The organism is Bradyrhizobium liaoningense, from assembly GCF_018130825.1.
Taxonomy (GTDB): Bacteria; Pseudomonadota; Alphaproteobacteria; order Rhizobiales; family Xanthobacteraceae; genus Bradyrhizobium; species Bradyrhizobium liaoningense_B.
In genome coordinates, this window is record NZ_JAFCJS010000006.1 from 429,449 (window position 1) to 447,642 (window position 18,194).

15 protein-coding genes are annotated in these 18,194 nt (G+C 63.3%); 7 read left to right on the plus strand and 8 right to left on the minus strand.

Going from position 1 to position 18,194, the window contains the following annotated elements; all coding sequences use genetic code 11:
* Complete coding sequence (locus JQ603_RS26830; protein ID WP_212343676.1) at nucleotides 1–1,059, plus strand: 5-methylcytosine restriction system specificity protein McrC; 1,059 nt, start codon at nucleotides 1–3, stop codon at nucleotides 1,057–1,059.
* Nucleotides 1,060–1,243: 184 nt separating this feature from the next.
* A complete protein-coding gene (locus JQ603_RS26835) occupies nucleotides 1,244–2,677 on the plus strand; it encodes a hypothetical protein (protein ID WP_212343677.1) in 1,434 nt (477 codons plus the stop codon).
* Between the two features lie 147 nt (nucleotides 2,678–2,824).
* Here the strand turns inward: JQ603_RS26835 and JQ603_RS26840 are convergent, their stop codons facing one another.
* On the minus strand, nucleotides 2,825–3,391 hold the full coding sequence (locus tag JQ603_RS26840) for a hypothetical protein (protein WP_212343678.1): 567 nt from the start codon (nucleotides 3,389–3,391) through the stop codon (nucleotides 2,825–2,827).
* A 427-nt stretch (nucleotides 3,392–3,818) separates the two neighbouring features.
* On the opposite strand from JQ603_RS26840, the gene ppc reads away from it, so the two are divergent.
* Complete coding sequence (ppc, locus tag JQ603_RS26845; protein WP_212343679.1) at nucleotides 3,819–6,614, plus strand: phosphoenolpyruvate carboxylase; 2,796 nt, start codon at nucleotides 3,819–3,821, stop codon at nucleotides 6,612–6,614.
* 57 nt (nucleotides 6,615–6,671) lie between these two features.
* Here ppc and JQ603_RS26850 read toward each other — a convergent pair whose 3' ends face one another.
* From JQ603_RS26850 to JQ603_RS26865, 4 genes are all read right to left on the minus strand, one after another.
* Nucleotides 6,672–7,838, minus strand: a complete 1,167-nt coding sequence (locus JQ603_RS26850; protein WP_212343680.1) for an SMP-30/gluconolactonase/LRE family protein — start codon at nucleotides 7,836–7,838, stop codon at nucleotides 6,672–6,674.
* A gap of 116 nt (nucleotides 7,839–7,954) precedes the next feature.
* Complete coding sequence (locus JQ603_RS26855) at nucleotides 7,955–8,869, minus strand: SDR family NAD(P)-dependent oxidoreductase (protein WP_212343681.1); 915 nt, start codon at nucleotides 8,867–8,869, stop codon at nucleotides 7,955–7,957.
* A gap of 5 nt (nucleotides 8,870–8,874) precedes the next feature.
* The gene (locus JQ603_RS26860) at nucleotides 8,875–10,014 is read right to left on the minus strand and encodes a thiolase C-terminal domain-containing protein (RefSeq protein WP_212343682.1); all 1,140 of its coding nucleotides are present in this window, start codon (nucleotides 10,012–10,014) and stop codon (nucleotides 8,875–8,877) included.
* Nucleotides 10,015–10,017: 3 nt separating this feature from the next.
* A complete protein-coding gene (locus JQ603_RS26865) occupies nucleotides 10,018–10,431 on the minus strand; it encodes a Zn-ribbon domain-containing OB-fold protein (protein ID WP_212343683.1) in 414 nt (137 codons plus the stop codon).
* A 178-nt stretch (nucleotides 10,432–10,609) separates the two neighbouring features.
* Here JQ603_RS26865 and JQ603_RS26870 point away from each other — a divergent pair, with 178 nt between their 5' ends.
* From JQ603_RS26870 to alkB, 4 genes are all read left to right on the plus strand, one after another.
* A complete protein-coding gene (locus JQ603_RS26870; protein WP_212343684.1) occupies nucleotides 10,610–11,959 on the plus strand; it encodes an amidase in 1,350 nt (449 codons plus the stop codon).
* Nucleotides 11,952–12,638, plus strand: coding sequence for a DUF2848 domain-containing protein (locus JQ603_RS26875; protein WP_212343685.1), 687 nt, complete (start codon nucleotides 11,952–11,954; stop codon nucleotides 12,636–12,638). The genes JQ603_RS26870 and JQ603_RS26875 overlap by 8 nt, the downstream gene beginning before the upstream one ends.
* A gap of 255 nt (nucleotides 12,639–12,893) precedes the next feature.
* Nucleotides 12,894–13,640 (plus strand): 2OG-Fe(II) oxygenase, encoded by a 747-nt coding sequence (locus JQ603_RS26880; protein ID WP_212343686.1) that lies wholly within the window; start codon nucleotides 12,894–12,896, stop codon nucleotides 13,638–13,640.
* Between the two features lie 9 nt (nucleotides 13,641–13,649).
* Nucleotides 13,650–14,303, plus strand: a complete 654-nt coding sequence (gene alkB, locus JQ603_RS26885; RefSeq protein ID WP_212343888.1) for a DNA oxidative demethylase AlkB — start codon at nucleotides 13,650–13,652, stop codon at nucleotides 14,301–14,303.
* 118 nt (nucleotides 14,304–14,421) lie between these two features.
* On the opposite strand, the gene JQ603_RS26890 is transcribed toward alkB, so the two are convergent.
* The 3 genes from JQ603_RS26890 to hpaD all read right to left on the minus strand — a co-directional run bounded on the left by JQ603_RS26890 (nucleotide 14,422) and on the right by hpaD (nucleotide 18,101).
* Nucleotides 14,422–16,047: a thiamine pyrophosphate-dependent enzyme gene (locus tag JQ603_RS26890; RefSeq protein ID WP_212343687.1), complete on the minus strand. Its 1,626-nt coding sequence runs from the start codon at nucleotides 16,045–16,047 to the stop codon at nucleotides 14,422–14,424.
* Between the two features lie 26 nt (nucleotides 16,048–16,073).
* Complete coding sequence (locus tag JQ603_RS26895; RefSeq protein WP_212343688.1) at nucleotides 16,074–16,943, minus strand: fumarylacetoacetate hydrolase family protein; 870 nt, start codon at nucleotides 16,941–16,943, stop codon at nucleotides 16,074–16,076.
* A 174-nt stretch (nucleotides 16,944–17,117) separates the two neighbouring features.
* Nucleotides 17,118–18,101, minus strand: coding sequence for a 3,4-dihydroxyphenylacetate 2,3-dioxygenase (gene hpaD / locus JQ603_RS26900; RefSeq protein ID WP_212343689.1), 984 nt, complete (start codon nucleotides 18,099–18,101; stop codon nucleotides 17,118–17,120).
* Nucleotides 18,102–18,194 lie beyond the last annotated feature (93 nt).

Here is an 18,194-nt window from a genome sequence, read left to right on the forward strand (position 1 = left end):
GTGACAATTCCTATTCGAAACCTCTATTACCTCTTTTGCTACGCGTGGGAGCGATTTCCGGAGGGTGGATCCACGGAAGTCGGAATCGACGATTGCCCGGATCTTCCAAATCTTTTTGCCCGCGTGCTGATCAACGGCGTGCGTCGCCTCCTGCGAAGAGGTCTCGACCGGGGTTATATAGGCTTTGAGGAAGAACTGCGATCTCCTCGCGGGCGCCTTCTCATTAATCGCTCCATCAAAGAGCTGACGCTCCAAAGAGGCGCTGTCTGTTGTCAGATCGATGAACTTTGCAGTGACGTTCTACACAACCAGATCATAAAATCGACGGCCATTATGCTGGCCAACCATCGCCAGATCAAATCCTCGCTCGCGCATGAGCTACGTCTGATCTGGCGGAAAATGGAAGGAGTGTCAGTTCTTAGGCTGAGACCTAGTCTCTTCCGGAGCGTTCAGCTTTCTCGAAACAACGCCCAGTATTCGTCTCTCATGAGACTGTGCGAATTTGTTTGCCGCGCGATGCTACCTGATGAGCACGGTTCAGGCGGTCGATTTTCTGACATTTTGCGCGACGAAGAACTTATGTCGCGTGTCTTCGAAGATTTCTTGCGAAATTTCTACTACTATGAACAGAACGTGTTTGCCGTCCGCCGCGAGGACATGCGATGGCGGCTCGATGCGGGGCTGGGAGGAGATCCTAATCTCGTACCGCTTATGCGGACTGACATAGTACTGCGATCTCCGCGCAGCACGTTCGTCATGGATGCGAAGTTTTATGCAGATCCATTCCCGAGATCTTCCGGAACACCGAAAATCAGATCAAGCCATCTTTATCAGCTATTCGCCTACATGAAGCATGCATCAGACAGAGGAGCGCCGGGGCTGCCTGTTCGCGGCGCGCTCGTCTACGCCGCGCCAAGTGACGGATGTCTGCATAGGTATCTTATGGACGGACACGAGGTCGCGGTTGCTGCAATTGACTTATCCAGACCCTGGAAAGAGGTGCACTCAGCACTCATGAGCGTACTTGAGGGGTCTGCACATCCAAACTTGCTCTCGTGATAGGGAGCAAGCGTCGCACCGTAGTAGCTGCTTATTGACCTGAGTGGCATTTCCGCGCCGTCCAGCATCTCGTCGCCTGTGAATTACTGGGACAACTTGGCTACAGCGCTCGCCAAACGCGTGTAGGTGCTAATGCTAAACGCATCACGCGAATCGCCAGAGCGTCCTCAGCCTCAAACTTCAGATGCCGAAGATATCGAAATTTTTCGGACTTAACCGCGCGCAGACACAGCTTGATTTTGTTGATGTTGATACCGAGCAAGATCTCCCGCTCTTCCTGGACCCATACGCGTTCACTCAGTCGAATGACGCTTGGTCGATCCAATGCAATGAAGCAATCCTCTCGTTCTTCGAGGCGGTGCTTGACGCAATCCACTCCGGTGACAACGCCCGAGGGCGGACCCTACTAAACAATCTCGGCGAACCAAACGAGACCTGCTTGGGCGTATCTACCGGTGCTCCCGCAGGTCGCGGTGTTGGAAGGCAGCAGGCGGATCAACTGTTTGAAAAGATTCAGATCAGCCGAGCGGCTCAGTCGGGCTTGCTGTCTGAGTTGGCGGACTGCGAGCTATTCATCCCATTCTTTGGTGCGGACAAGATTTCCGACGTAACGACAAACATTATTCGTCGGCATCTGATCGACTACACGGTTGCGCAGTGCGACTTGCATCGTATTCCCTTGCATGATGATGTCGCCTCGGGAATGCTTTGGGATAGCGCGGACTCACGCTGGACAAATAAATACGTCACGCTTCCCGTCATCGACGGGCGCAAAATACTGCTGGTGCCCAAAGCCAGTGTTCGCTGGAACTTAGCGTTCTCACATAGCGATTACTATAATCAGTTTGTCTTGGAGTTCTTGCAGGCTGAAAACCTGCGCCAGGGCACTGCGCTTGTCGAAACGTTGAAGAACGGTCGCCGCAGGGTTACGAAAAAGTCGCTTAAAGAGATCCATCCGCTATCGAAGGACTTCCTAGCGGCTTTCACGAACGAAAACCCGGAAGTCTTGGCCCGATACAAGCAACTGCTGAAAACACCAGATGGCGCGCGTGATCAAGACTTAGATGAAGAATTCAGCGAGACCGCCTTTGCTCAAGCGCTGATCGATCAATTGTCCGCTGTTGATGTGGGCAACGCAGCAGCGACTCGTTTCCACCACTTCATGATCGGCGCTTTGGAGTTTATCTTCTATCCGCATTTGATCTATCCAGTCCGCGAAGATGAGATAAACGAAGGAAGAAAGCGCATCGACATTTCGTATACAAACAATGCTCACGACGGTTTCTTCTTTCGCCGGAGGTCAGAGCAAAGGGCAAATGCCACAAAAATAATGGTCGAGTGCAAGAACTACCAAAAGGAAATGGCAAATCCCGAACTTGACCAGCTCGCAGGTCGCTTTTCTGACGTCCGCGGCCGGCTTGGTTTTCTCATAGGCCGAACATTCGATAATCGCGAACGCTTCATTGCCCGATGCAGGGATACGGCCCAGGCGAACAATGGGTTTATTGTCGCCTTGGTGGACCGAGATATCATTCACTTCTTGGAACTTATACGCGACAAGAATCGCCATCAAATTGATCGAGAACTCGAACGTCGATTCGGTGAACTCACCAACTGAGCTTGCGCACTTAGTTCCGCTGGGCGGACCAACGGTTCAACGGCGGCCTCCGCCTGCCAAGTAGATCCCGTTTACTTTCACGTCACGGATTGGCGGATTAGCGTTGTACCAGGACGGTGAGCGTCATTGCCGCGAGCATCGTCTTCGTCATTTGTCGTCGCGCCCATCAAGAGTCCGCATTGCCGCGATCATCAGGGTCTGCCGGAAGATGCTTGTCAGCGACAGGTCCGAGTTCAGATCCACCCGTTTAGCGAACGCAGCAAGATCGGCGTCTTGATTGAAGGTGTACGCCAGACTGATGAACTGCGCAGCCTCTGCCGAACGCATCTGCTGCGCTTGAGCTTGCTTGAGCAAAGCTACTTTTTCGAGGCATTCGGAAAACGTGTCTTTGAGTCGGGACCGCGCAAATTCTTTTGACGAGAGTAGTCGGTTTAGTCGATTGGTGTCAGATGTAGTTGCTTCCGCAACGACCCATGCATGTTCCGCCGGAGTGTTGGTCGGCACAGTGTCGAGGACCTCGCGGCAATGGGCCTCAATCTTGCGCGCCAGTTCGACCCGGTTTGCCGGGGCGAACTTCCGCTTGAAAGGCAATAAGTCACTTTGCGCGGTACGCCGCTCAGTAGCGGTCGCCTGTGCATAGGCCACTGTCGTGGCTGAAGCGATGATCAGTGCGGGCGCCGCCAGGGCGAGCCGAATCTTGGGCGCGAGGTTCATCGGGTGATCATCGAGAATTTTGCGCCGCTTTCAACGGCTTCCGCAGATCGCGACACAAATGCGGACACGACGCTCGGGCTGCGTTGATTTCGCTCGCTTTTTTGGCAGTCTTGACTTCATTGCGCAGGGAAGGCCGGATGTCCCGGCATCACCTGTGGTCGCCCCGCGTGCGTTTCTCGCGTGCGGACCTTGGGTGCCAGCCGGCGCCCGGCCTTCCCTGCGCCCTCTCTTCTCGACGAGGGTGAAACGGACAGCAAAGCTTCGGGCGTCTGCGCCGCGAGACCGAGGACGTGTGCCCGCCGCTTGCGACACCACACGGTCAGCCATCCTGCCGCGCCGCCACCAAGTTCATCTTGCACTGCGGCAGAAAAATATCGCACACTCGGCTGGACCGGGCCGCTAAGGGCGCGAGCAGGGGAGCGAGCCGATGTCCCTCCAGACAATACCATCCGACGCCACTGAGCATCGCCCCAATCGCCCTGAGGACGCCCAGGCGCTGGAAGCGGATGCCCGGCTGCGGGACGATATCCGCCTGCTCGGGCGCATCCTGGGCGACACGGTGCGCGACCAGGAAGGGGCTGATGTGTTCGACTTGGTCGAGCGTATCAGGCAAACCTCGATCCGGTTCCACCGCGACGAGGACCGGCTCGCCCGCCGCGAGCTCGAGCAGATCCTCGACAGCATGTCGACCTCCGAGACGGTGCGGATCGTCCGCGCCTTCAGCTATTTCTCGCACCTTGCCAACATCGCCGAGGACCAGAACAACATCCGCCAGATGCGCGCTCGCGCGGCGGCCAAGAATGGCGGATCCGGCGTGCTGGCGGAGACGTTGGCGCACGCCAAGGCGGCCGGCATCGGTCCCGACCAGCTCCGCAATTTCTTCAAGACCGCGCTCGTCAGCCCGGTGCTGACCGCGCACCCGACCGAGGTCCGCCGCAAGAGCACCATGGACCGCGAGATGGAGATCGCTGGCCTGCTCGATCGCCGCGAGCGCGTCGCGCTGACCGCGGACGAGGCCGCCGCCAGCGACGAGCAGCTCCGCCGCGAGGTGCTGACGCTGTGGCAGACCAACCTCCTGCGCCGGACCAAGCTCACTGTGCTCGACGAGGTCGGCAACGGCCTGTCGTTCTACGATTATACCTTCCTGCGCGAGGTGCCGCGGCTGGTCAACGTGCTGGAGGACCGGCTGGAGGAGGGCGAGCAGGCGGCGGGCGAGCTCGCCTCGTTCCTGCGCATGGGCAGCTGGATCGGCGGCGACCGCGACGGCAATCCCTTCGTCACCGCCGACGTCATGCGCGGCACGCTGCGGCTGCAGTCGAGCCGGGTGATGCAGTTCTATCTGAACGAGCTGCACGTGCTCGGTGCGGAACTGTCGATCGCGGCGCATCTCGCCGACGTCTCGGAGGAGCTACGCACGCTGGCGGAGCGCTCGCCGGACAATTCGCCGCACCGGAGCGGCGAGCCCTATCGCCTCGCAGTCTCCGGTATCTATGCGCGCCTGACCGCGACGGCCGAAGCGCTCGAGGTCGAGATCACTCGCCGGCCGGTCGGCAAAGGCAGGCCTTACGAGAGCGTCAGGGAGTTGCAGGCCGATCTCGACGTGCTGCACCGCTCGCTGATCTCCAACAACGCCCGCGTCATCGCCCGCGGCCGGCTGCGGCTGCTCCGGCGCGCGGTGGATTGCTTCGGCTTCCATCTGGCGCGGCTCGACATCCGCCAGAACTCGGCGGTGCACGAGCGCACCATCGCCGAGCTGATGGATGCCGCCAACCCCGGCATGTCGTATCTGGCGCTCGGCGAGGAGGCGCGCATCTCGCTACTGACCAACGAGCTGCGCTCGACGCGTTCGCTGGTCTCGCCATTCGTCAAGTATAGCGACGAGACCATGGGCGAGCTCAACGTCTTCCATGCCGCCGCTGAAGCGCATGCGAAGTTCGGCTCGGACGCCATTCCCCAATGCATCATCTCGATGTGCAAGGGCATGTCCGACATGCTCGAGGTCGCGGTGCTCCTGAAGGAGGTCGGCCTCGTCCATCCCTCCGGGCGCAGCGCCATCAACATCGTGCCGCTGTTCGAGACCATCGAGGACCTGCAGGCCTCGAGTGGGATCATGGACCGCATGCTGTCGCTGCACGATTACCGCCGCCTCGTCGACAGCCGCGGCAGCGTGCAGGAGGTGATGCTCGGCTATTCCGACAGCAACAAGGACGGCGGCTTCGTCACCTCGGGCTGGGAGCTCTACAAGGCCGAGATCGGCCTCGTCGAGGTGTTCGAGCGCCACCACGTGCGGCTGCGCCTGTTCCACGGCCGCGGCGGCTCGGTCGGCCGCGGCGGCGGGCCGAGCTATGACGCCATCATCGCGCAGCCCGGCGGCGCGGTGAACGGCCAGATCCGCATCACCGAGCAGGGCGAGATCATCTCGTCGAAATATTCCAACGCCGAAGTCGGCCGCAACAATCTGGAGATCCTGGCCGCCGCGACGCTGGAAGCAAGCCTGCTGCATCCGCGCCAGAGCGCGCCGCGCCGCGAATATCTGGTCGCGATGGACGAGCTTTCGAATCTCGCGTTCAAGGCCTATCGCGGCCTCGTCTACGAGACCGAGGGCTTCGTCGATTACTTCTGGGCTTCCACGGTCATCAACGAGATCGCGACGCTGAACATCGGCAGCCGTCCGGCCTCGCGCAAGAAGACCCGCGCGATCGAGGATCTGCGCGCCATTCCCTGGGTGTTTTCCTGGGCGCAATGCCGCCTGATGCTGCCGGGCTGGTACGGTTTCGGCAGCGCAGTCGAGCAGTGGATCGCCGAGCATCCGCAACAGGGCATGCCGTTCCTGAAAGAGCTCTACAAGGAATGGCCGTTCTTCCGCATGCTCTTGTCGAACATGGACATGGTGCTCGCAAAGAGCTCGATCGCGATCGCCTCGCGCTATGCCGAGCTGGTGCCTGACGAAGCCTTGCGTGAAAAAATCTTCGGCCGCATCCGCCGCGAATGGCATTCCTGCATCGAGACGCTCTTGGACATCATGGGCCAGGACCGGCTGCTACAGGGCAATCCGCTGCTGGAGCGCTCGGTGCGCCACCGCTTCCCCTATCTCGACCCGCTCAACCACGTGCAGGTCGAGCTCTTGAAGGAGCATCGCGCGCAGAATCCCGACGAGCAGGTGCTGCGCGGGATTCAGCTGACGATCAATGGTATTTCGGCGGGGTTGCGAAATACGGGGTAGGGATAGCGAACAGACGAGCGTGGCCGCCCGCTCTTCGCTACCCCACCCGCTATTCGGTCATGGCTTCATCGCGCCCTGCACACTGGTGTAGACGGCGTAGAGCGATGTCGAGCCGCAAATATAAAGCCGGTTTCGCTGCTGGCCGCCGAAGGCCAAGTTTGCCACGGTCTCCGGGATATGGATCTTGCCGAGCAATTCGCCCGATGCCGTGTAGCAGCGCACGCCGTCTTCGTTCGTATCGCCCCAGCCGACCGAGCACCAGACCCGTCCTTCGGTGTCACAGCGGACGCCGTCGGTGATTCCAGGTTTTGGCATATCGGCGAAGACCTTGCTGTTCGATACCTTCCCGCCAGCCACGTCGAGGTCGAACACGCGGATATGGGATGGGTTGTCCGGCCCATCGGTGAAGCCGGTGTCGCAGATGTAGAGCTTCTTCTCGTCGGGTGAGATGGCGAGCCCGTTGGGCTCCACAAAATCGTCGACCACGACCTTGACCTCTCCGGACTTGGGGTCGACCCGGTAGACATTCTTCTTCTCTTGCTCGGGGTCGGCTTTGATACCCTCATAGAAGCCGCCGATGCCGTAGGCGGGATCGGTGAACCAGATCGCGCCATCGGCGGTCACGACTGCATCATTGGGCGAATTCAGTCGCTTGCCGTTGAATTTGTCCGCAATGATGGTGATCGAGCCGTCGAGTTCGGTCCGCGTCACGCGCCGGCCGCTATGCTCGCACGTGATCAGGCGTCCTTCGCGATCGATGGTGTTGCCGTTCGAGTTCATCGAGGGCTGGCGGTAGACGCTGAGGTGACCGTCATCCTCCGAGAAGCGCATGATGCGGTTGTTCGGAATGTCGCTGAACAACAGGTATCGTCCGGCCGGGAAGTACACCGGTCCCTCAGCCCAGCGAAAGCCGGTCGCGACGCGCTCGACGGCCATGGTGCCGGCGAAGGCCGGAAAACCGGGGGGCCCGAATGATGGCGGTCCCTTTTTGGCGGATTCCAGGTGGGAGTCGGGGTAGCGGCTCCCCGGCAGTGGTCCCAGGGGCAATGGCGCCGTCGATCTCGTCGGAGCGCCCGTCTGGCCCAAGGGCGCGACGGAGGCCGCCAAGGTCGCGTTCACGGTAACGCCCGTCGCCGCAACTGCGGCCGCCGCTCCCTTCAACAGGGTGCGGCGCGCGAGAAAGGGCTCGCTAGGTTCGGCAGAAATGGTCAGTGGCTTCGTCATAGTCGCCTCCCATATTTTTGTTTGGGAGGAAACCATCCGCCGGCAATCGGGCGTAAAACAGGCGGTCCCCGGTCGAGCAACCGGAGATCGCAATGCAGCAATAGCTTGGAATCCAGCTAGACGGGATCCCAGGTGAAGATGTCGGCGGAGCGGTCGAGCTTGTAGAACGAGCCCTTCAGTGCCGGCATGCCGTGTTCCGCGATCGATTGCGGCGTCCAGCCTTCGTTCCGCTGCACCGAGCGGATCGGGCGGTTCTGGCTGAACAGGAAGATCTCGTTCATGCGCACGCCGAAGATCTGGCCGGTGACGTCCTTGGCGGAATCGCCGAGCAGGTAGCCGCACAGCGGCGCGATCTTCTCCGGTCCCATCTGCTTGATCTTCTCGACGCGCGCCTTCTCGGCTTCGGTCTCGGTCGGGATGGTGCCGATCATGCGCGTCCAGGCGAACGGCGAGACGCAGTTGGAGCGGACGTTGAAGCGGCCCATATCGAGTGCGATCGACTTCGAGAGCCCGACGATGCCGAGCTTGGCCGCGGCGTAGTTGGCTTGGCCAAAATTGCCGATCAGGCCCGAGGTCGAGGTGAAGTGCACGAAGGAGCCCGACTCCTGCTCGCGGAAGATCCGCGCCGCGGCGTGGCTGACGTAGAACGAGCCCATCAGGTGCACCTTGATGACGGCCTCGAAGGCTTCCACGCTCATCTTGTGGAAGATCATGTCGCGCAAAATGCCGGCATTGTTGACGACGCCGTCGAGTCGGCCGAAATGATCGGTCGCGGTCTTCACGATCTTGCTGGCGGGGATCGCTTCGGCGACCGACTCGAAATTGGCGATGGCGGTGCCGCCGCGCTTCTTGATCTCCTCCACCACTTCTTCGGCCGGAGCAGCGTTCGAGCCGGCGCCATCGGCGGCCCCGCCGGGATCGTTGACCACGACCTTGGCGCCCTCCGCCGCGCAAAGCAGCGCGATCTCGCGCCCGATGCCACGTCCTGCGCCGGTGACGATGATGACCTTGTCTTGCAGTGATTTGCTCATGTGGGTTACCTCTCGTTCGTAAACACGATCGTGCCTGATGCCGCGAACATGCCGCCGACGCCGTGGCACACCGAAATCTTCGCATTCGGCACCTGCGCCGGCGCAATCCCGCGCATCTGGCGCACGCTCTCCTGGAGTGCGTACATGCCGTACATGCCCGAATGCATGTAGCTCAATCCACCGCCATTGGTGTTGAGCGGCAGCTTGCCACCGGGCCGCGTATTGCCGTCCGCGATGAACTTGCCGGTTTCTTCGTACGGCATGAAGCCGAGATCGCCGAGCCCGAACAGCGGCAGATGCGCAAACGCATCGTAGATCATGAGATGATCGACGTCCTTGTGGGCGATGCCGGCTTCCTTGAAGGCGAGGGGGCCGGCAACCTTGAAGGCGCGCGATGAGTTGAACGTCTCCATCTGGCTGACCATCGGCGTTTCCACGCTCTCGCCGGTGCCCATGATGTAGACGGGCTTCCTTGGAAAATCCCTGGCGCGATCGGCCGAGGTCAGGATCAGCGCGCCGCCGCCATCGGTGACGAGGCAGCACTGCAGAAGCCGGAACGGATAGGCGATCATGCGCGAGTTGAGGACGTCGGCGACCGTGATCGGGTCCTTCATCATCGCGCGCGGATTCTTCGCCGCCCACTCGCGCTGCACCACCGCGACTGAAGCCAGCTGTTCATGGGTGATGCCGTAGGTCTTCATGAAGCGCAGCACGGGGATCGGGAACATGCTGGGCGGGCCGTAGACGCCGTAGGGCGCCTCGAACTGGCCTTGCAGGCTGTCGGCGGGGATCGAGCGCGGCAGCTTGCCGATCATCGACTTGCCGCTCTCGGCATGCGTGATCAGCACGGTCTTGCACAGGCCGGCCTCGATCGCCGCGGCAGCATGGCGGACGTGCAGCATGAACGAGCAGCCGCCGACCGACGTGCCGTCCACCCAGGTCGGCTTGATGCCGAGATAGTGGCAGACCTGCTGCGGCGTTTCGACCGCGGTGGCAAAGCCGTCGATGTCGGACAGCTTCAGCCCGGCATCCGCAATGGCATTGAGTGCCGCATCCGCATGGAGCTGGAGCTGCGAGGCGTTGGGGACGACGCCGAGCTCGGTGGTCTCGGCCGCGCCGACGACGGCAACCTGGTTCCTGCGCATGCTCTACCCCTTCGCCGGACGGAACACGGGGAGGGTGATCTTGTCGTCGAGCGCCTCGAAAGCGACCTCCAGCTTCATGTTGAGCTCGAGCGCCTCAGGCGTCTGCGGGCAGTCGACGATGTTGCTCATCATCCGCGGCCCTTCGTCGAGCTCGACCACGGCGATCGCGTAAGGCGGCGCGAAGCCGGGCGCGGCGGGGCGATGGTTGATCACGTAGCTGTAGAGGAAACCCTTGCCGCTCGCCTTGAACACCGAGACCTTGCGCGAGGCGCAGGACGGGCAGAACGGGCGCGGGGGGAAGTAGACATGCGCGCAGGCGTCGCAGCGTTGCAGGCGCAGTTCGCCCGCCTTGGTGCCGTCCCAGAAATGCTGGGTCTCCGGCGTCGGTTTCGGTCGCGCGCGCTGCGGTTCGGCCATCTCGGAACGCTCTCCCAAAAGGCAGGCTTGACGCCCGCCTGTTTCGATTGTGATGCGACAATTGACCATGGCGCGTCAACGGTCCAGCAATGCGCATGCATGCCATCATGCGCACAATGCTTGTGTCGGACTGAGCCAGCGCTGTAGATTGCGCGCGCAAATATTCCGTGAGACAGACATGCCCGATTTTCCGACACTGGCGAAGCTCGCCGACGACCTCGAAAACGGCCGCACCACCTCCCGCAAGCTCGTCGAAGCGTGCATCGCCAGGATCGCCGATCCTGCCGGCGAGGGGCAGCGTGCCTTCATCCATGTCGACAAGGACGCCGCGCTGACGACCGCCGACGCCATGGATGCCCTGCGCAAGGTCAAGGCGGCGCCCTCGCGCTATGCCGGCATCCCCATCTCGATCAAGGATCTCTTCGACATCAGAGGGCAGACGACGCGCGCCGGCTCCCGTGCGCTCGACGATTCCGATCCGGCCGAGCACGATGCGGCGGCGGTCGCGCGGCTGCGCAAGGCCGGCTTCGTGCTGATCGGGCGCACCAACATGACCGAGTTCGCCTATTCCGGCATCGGCATCAATCCGCATTACGGCACGCCCAAAGGCGCCTGGAACCGGGCCGTGGGCCATGTGCCCGGCGGCTCCTCCTCGGGCGCCGCGGTCTCCGTGCTCGACGGCATGGCGCATGGCGCGCTCGGCACCGACACCGGCGGCTCCTGCCGCATTCCGGCGGCCTTCAACGGCATCGTCGGCTACAAGCCGACGCAGCGTCGCGTGCCACTCGATGGCTCCGTGCCGCTGTCCTTCTCGCTCGACAGTATCGGGCCTCTGGCGCGATCGGTCAGCTGCTGTGCCATACTCGATGCCGTGCTCGCCGACGAGCCTATCGTCGCGCTGAGGCCGCGGCCCGTGAGGGGCATGCGGCTCGCGGTGCCGACCACGATCGCGCTCGACGATCTCGACACGGCGGTCTCCGAGACCTTCGAGCGCGCGCTGAAGACGCTGGCCGACCACGGCGCCATCATCGAGCGGATCGAGATGGTCGAATTCCACGACATCGGCCCGATGAACGCCAAGGGCGGCTTTGCGGCGTCCGAGAGCTACGCCTGGCACCGCTATCTCATCACGGCCAAAGGCGACGTCTACGATCCCCGCGTGTCGGTCCGCATCATGCGCGGCGAGGCACAGAGCGCGGCCGACTACATCGATCTCCTCAACGAGCGCCGCTCGCTGATCGCCCGCGTCAACGCGCGCATCGCGCCCTATGACGCCCTGGTGCTGCCGACCACCGCCAACACGCCGCCGAAGATCGCGGACCTTGCCGACGACAAGGCGTTCACCACCCAGAACCTGCGCGCGCTGCGCAATTGCACCCTCATCAACATGATCGATGGCTGCGCCATCTCGCTGCCCGCACATCGCGCGGGCGAGGTCCCGGTCGGCCTGATGCTGGCAGGCGCGGGCGGCTCGGACCGTCGTATCTTTGAACTTGCTGCCGGCATGGAGGCCGTCATTCGTGTTTGACCTCACTTTCACCGTTGACGCCCAGGACACCACCACGCCGCTGACCCTCGCAATCGACCAGATGGTCATTGCCGGCTGGACCGGCCGCGACCCCGTCGCGCGCGACAAGCACATCGCCGAGCTGCAGGAGATGGGCATCGCCCCGCCGGCCTCGACGCCGATCTACTACCGCGCCTCGGCGCGGCGGCTCACTCAGGAAGGCAGCATCGAATGCACCGGCGGCGATTCCTCCGGCGAGGTCGAGTTCGTGCTGATCGGCTGGCAAGGCCGCATCTTCGTCGGCTGCGGCTCCGACCATACCGACCGCAAGGTCGAGGCCTATAACGTCACGGTGTCCAAGCAGATGTGCGACAAGCCGATCGCCTCCACGCTGTGGGAACTCGAGGACGTCATCGGTCACTGGGACAGGATGATCCTGCGCTCCTACGCCACCATCAAGGGCGAGCGCGTGCTCTACCAGGAGGGCACACTGGACGCGATGCTGCCGGTCACTGACCTGATCGCGCGCGGCTTCGAAGGCGGCAAATTCCCCGACGGCTGCGCCATGTTCGGCGGCACGTTTGCGGCCAAGGGCGGCATCCGTCCGGCGGACCGGTTCGACTTCGAGCTTGAGGACCCCGTGCTGAAGCGGACCATCAGGCATGGGTATGACGTGACGACGCTGCCGGTGCGGGGTTAGCTCCACAAGCAACAGTCCCGTAGGGTGGGCAAAGCGAAGCGTGCCCACCACTTCGTGGTCGTGGGCACGTCGCTTCGCGCCTTTGCCCACCCTACGAGATCCCTCCTGCGTCATTGCGAGGAGCGCTTGCGACGAAGCAATCCAGACTGGTTCCGCGGAAGGACCCCGGATTGCTTTGCTTCGCTCGCGATGACGGGGAGATAGTCATCGGAAATCGGGTGGCGGGGTGAACACCGGGCTGCAAAGGTGATTGCTATGTCAATGACCGCACACAAATCGCCCCAAGAGCCATCGGCCAACCTCGCCGCCCAGGTCGACACCCTCGGCTGGCCCGAAATCACCGCCGAGCTCGACGCCCAGGGCTGCGCCGTCCTGAAGAACCTGCTGACGCCCGACCAGTGCCGCGCCATCTCTGCGCTCTATCCGGACGACGCGCACTTCCGCAGCCGCATCGTCATGGGCCGCCACGGCTTTGGCCGCGGCGAGTACAAGTATTTCGCCTATCCGCTGCCCGACCTGATCGCACAGCTCCGCCCGGCGCTCTACGCGCATCTTCAAGCCGTCGCCAACCGCTGGAACGAGGCGATGGGGATCGACATCCGCTATCCCACGGCGCATGCGGCATTCCTGAAGCGCTGTCACGAGGCCGGGCAGGCGCGGCCGACGCCGCTGCTGCTGCAATACAGGGACGGCGACTACAATTGCCTGCATCAGGACCTCTATGGCGAGCACGTGTTCCCGCTCCAGGTCGCGATCCTCTTGTCCGAGCCCGGACGCGATTTCACCGGCGGCGAGTTCGTGCTGACCGAGCAGCGTCCGCGCATGCAGTCCCGCGCCGAAGTGGTGCCGCTCGCGCAGGGCGATGCGGTCGCCTTCGCCGTGCATCATCGCCCGGTGCAGGGGACACGCGGCACCTACCGCGTTAATCTCCGCCACGGCGTTAGCCGGATTCGCTCTGGCCATCGCCATACGCTGGGTGTGATTTTTCACGATGCCAAATGAGTGCTGCGATTGACGGGTGATCTGTTCGACACGGTCGCCGAGGCGCAGCCGTCGCGCGAGGAGATCGCCGATGGCGCCGTGCTGCTGCGCGGCTTCGTCAAGCCGGTCGAGCGCGAACTGATCGACGCCGTGCGGGCCATCGTGGCGCAGTCGCCGTTCCGGCGAATGACCACGCCCGGCGGCTACCAGATGTCGGTGGCCATGACCAATTGCGGCGAGCGCGGCTGGATCACCGATCACACCGGCTACCGCTATGACCCCATCGATCCGCGAACCGGCGCGCCATGGCCGGCGATGCCGCCGGTGTTTTGCGATCTCGCCCGCCGCGCGGCGGAGCAGGGCGGTTTCACGGGCTTCGCGCCCGATGCCTGCCTCGTCAATCGCTACGAGCCCGGCACGCGGCTGTCGCTGCATCAGGACAAGGACGAGCTGGATTTTTCGGCACCGATCGTCTCGGTCTCGCTCGGCCTGCCCGCGACCTTCCTCTTCGGGGGCCTTGCGCGCAGCGACAAGCCGCGCCGCTTTCGGCTCGTCCATGGCGATGTCGTGGTCTGGGGTGGGCCGAGCCGGCTCGCGTATCACGGCGTCGCGCCGCTCGCCGATGGCGAGCAGGCGCTGCTGGGGCGGAAGCGGATCAATCTGACGTTTCGCAGGACGCGGTGATCCATCCCCTCATCCTGAGGAGCTTGCGAAGCAGGCGTCTCGAAGGATGAAGGCCGAGCTGCATCAGCGGGGGCCTGCATGGTTCGAGACGGCGCTTCGCGCCTCCTCACCATGAGGGTCAGGGCTTCGGCGGGTGAATGAACGCCCAGGGACTCACCTCGGAGTCGCGCGTCACCTCGACCGAGATCAGATACGGCCCGCCGTGGCTAAGCGCCTTCTCCATCGCCGCCTTGAATTGGTCCGGCGCAGTGACGCGCGCAGCCGCCACGCCAAAGGACTCCGCAAGCTTGACGAAATCCGGATTGACCAGATCCGACGCGACAACGCGGCCGTCGAAGCGCTCGCGCTGGTCGCGGCGGACATTGCCATAGGCGTTGTTGTTGAACACCAGCGTCACCACGCCGATGTTGAACTGCACGGCGGTGGCGAGCTCCTGCACGCCGAACATGAAGCCGCCGTCGCCGGTGATGGCGACCACCGGCTTGTCGGGGTTCGCGACCTTGGCGCCAAGCGCGGTCGGGAAACCCGAGCCGAGCGTGCCCTGATAGCCCGATGTGATGAAGGTACGCGGCTGGTAGATCGGAAAGCCGTACCAGGAAGCGAAGCCGACCTGCGACAATTCGTCGGTGACGATCGCGTTCGCCGGCAGAACCTCGCGCAGGATGTTGAGATACGCCATCTGCGGCTGGACGCGCTGGATCTCGGCCTGTGCGGCCGCGGTCGCTTCGCGGATCGCGCCGCGGCGGCCGGCGGTCTTGCTGTAACCGGCCTTGCGCACGGCGGCTGCAAGATCGGCAGTCGCGGCCCTGGCATCGGCGACGATCGCGGTGTCGGACGCGAACCGCCGCATCTCGACGGGATCGATGTCGATGCGGATGCTCTTCAGGCCGGCGGGCTGATACGGCCAGCGCGACATGGTCGGCAGTTCCAGCCGCGTGCCGATGCCGATCATGAGATCGGTGTTCGGCCACAGCTTGTAGGCGGCGGCCATGGTGAGGCCGAGCTCGTGCGCGTTGGAGACGATGCCGCGGCCGCTGCGGAAGGCGACCACGGGCGCATCGATCATCTCGGCGAGCTCGAGGATCTCCTCGCCTGCATCGATCGCGCCACTGCCGACGAAGATCATCGGCGCCTTGCTCGCCTTGATCAGCGCGGCTGCCTGCTTGATCATATCAGGATCGGGCAATGGTGCGGGCAACGGCTCCAGCACCTGCGCGGCGGCGGTGTCCGCGCGCTGGGTAAAGATGTCCCAGGGCATCTCGACCGAAGCAGGACCGCGCCGCCCCGAGGTCATCTCCTGGAAGGCGCGCGCCACCGTGGTCGGCGCGTTGCCGGGCGTCTCGATGCGATCGGCCCATTTCACATAGGTGCGCAAGGTCGCGAGCTGGTCCGGCATTTCGTGCAGATGGCCGCGGCCCTTGCCGAGGAATTGCGTCGGCACCTGGCCGGTCACGCACAGGACGGGCTCGTTGCAGCCATGGGCGGTGAGCAGAGCCGCGCTGGCGTTGAGCACGCCGGGGCCGGGCACCACGCTGAACACGCCGGGCCGGCCGCTGGCGCGCGCATAGCCGAACGCCATGTAGCCGCAGGCCTGCTCGTGCCGCGCGCCGATCACCTTGAGCTGGGCCTGGTGAAACGCGTCGAACAGGCCGTAGATCTGCGCGCCGGGCAGGCCGAACACGGTGTCGACGCCATGGGCGACAAGCCCGCTTACGATCGCTTCGCCGCCGGTGAGGGTGGTCATTGCATCATTCCACTTCGATTGTTGTCTTAGGCTTCGTCGACGACGCCGTTGCGCAAAGAGCCGATGCCCTCGGCCGCGACCTCGATGACATCGCCCGGCTTGAGATAGCGCGGCGGATCGAACCGCGCGCCGGCGCCGGTCGGCGTGCCCGTCACGATGATGTCGCCGGGGACGAGTGTTGCGAAGGTCGAGATATAGCTGATGAGGTAGCGGAACGGAAACATCAGCCGGCTGGTACGATCGTCTTGCCTCAGCTCGCCGTTGACATGCGTGGTGAGGCGGATGTCGGCGATCTGCGTTTCCTGGGTATAGGGCACGAGCCACGGACCCAGGCTGCCGCTGGAATCAAAATTCTTGCCTTGTGTGACGTTGAACTTCGCGTGGCGCAGCCAGTCGCGCACCGAGCCTTCGTTGCACAGCGTGAGCGCGGCAATGTGGTCGAGCGCCGCGCTTTCCGCAATGTGCCGGCCTTGCTTGCCGATCACCAGCACGATCTCGCCCTCATAGTCGAGCTGGTGCGAAGCGCGCGGGCGCACCAGCGGCGTGTCGTGCCCGACGAAGGAGCGTGGGCTCCGCATGAACATGCTCGGATATTTCGGCGCCTCCTGGCCGTCCTTGTACTCGGCATTGCGATCGGGATAGTTGACGCCGATGCAGATGATCTTCTCCGGCGCCGGCACCGGCGGCAGCCAAGTGATGTCGGCGAGCGCATGATCCGGTGAGCGGCCCGCAGCTTCTTCGGCGAGGCTCACGAGCTTGCCGGCGGCGATCACCTCGCGCAGCGTCGGATAGTCCTTTGCGTAGCGCGCGGAGAGATCGACGATGCCGCCCTCCAGGACGGCGCCGTAGCTGACAGCACCTTTGACGGAATAGGTGGCGAGGCGGGGGAGTTTCATGGGCAATCTATCTCTCGTGTCGTCCCGGCGAAGGCCGGGACCCATACCGCGTAATCTATCGTGAGGGCGCGCGGACAATCCCGAACGACCAGTCTCCGCCAAACGACTCCCTGTGGTTATGGGTCCCGGCCTTCGCCGGGACGACGGGGAGCGAGTTTTGCTCGGTAACTCGCATCAATCCGCCACCAGCACGTCGGCCACGAATTTCGGCTCGCGAACGGCCTGCCCAGCGAAGGGCGAGCCCTGCTCGAACCATGAGCGCGGCGCGGGTGCGCCCCACAATGTCTGGCGCCGTGGATCGCGCAGCGACCACCGCAGCGGCTCGTGGTCGTGATCGCCGGTAAAGTAGTCGCTGGTGTAGAGCTCCAGCCGATGGCCGTCGGGATCCCGGACATAAAGGAAGAAGGCATTCGAGATGCCGTGACGTCCCGGGCCGCGCTCGATGTTCTTCACGAAACCTTGCGAGGCCATGACGTCGCAGAGATGGATGATGTTCATCGCCGTCGGTGTCCAGTAGGCAAAGTGGTGCAGCCGCGGGCCCTTGCCGTTGGTGATCGCGAAGTCGTGGACGTTGCCCTTGCGGTGCATCCAGGCCGCGGCGATGCGGCCGTTCGGCCCGTCCTCCTCGGCATATTCGGTGAGGCGGAAGCCGAGCCGCGCATAGAAATCGACGGTGTCCTGCACCTCGGCGGCAAAGACGTTGAAATGATCGAGCCGCTGCGGGTGGCAGCCCCGGTAGAGGTCGTAGCGGCGCAGCAGATGCGGCCGCTTTTCCATCGACGCATAGAGCTCGATCTGGAAGCCGAAGGGATCGGTGAACTGAAGCGTGCGGCCCTGGAACGGCTGGTCGACGAAGGCGTAGGCGAGGCCGCTCTCGGAGAGGAACGCCGCGGCCTTGTCGAGATCTCCGTCGTTGCCGACCTTGAAGCCGAGCCGGTTGCAGGCGGGCACGGCCGCTTTGCGCAGCACCAGCGAGTGATGCTGGTGCTCCTCCGCAGCGCGCAAGTAAACGACCTTGTCGTCGGCGTCCTCGACATGCATGCCGACGATGGTCTCGTAGAACTCGCGGCTCAGCTTCAGGTCGGTGACGTCGAGCGCGACGTGGCTGGAGCGGATGATGTTGAACGGCGGCTCGAAGACGTGTTGCGGTACGGGCATTGGCGTTTCCCCTCGGTCCTGTCATTCCGGGGCGGTCCGCAGGACCGAACCCGGAATCCATCGCGCAGCAGAGTTGGTGGATAGATGGATTCC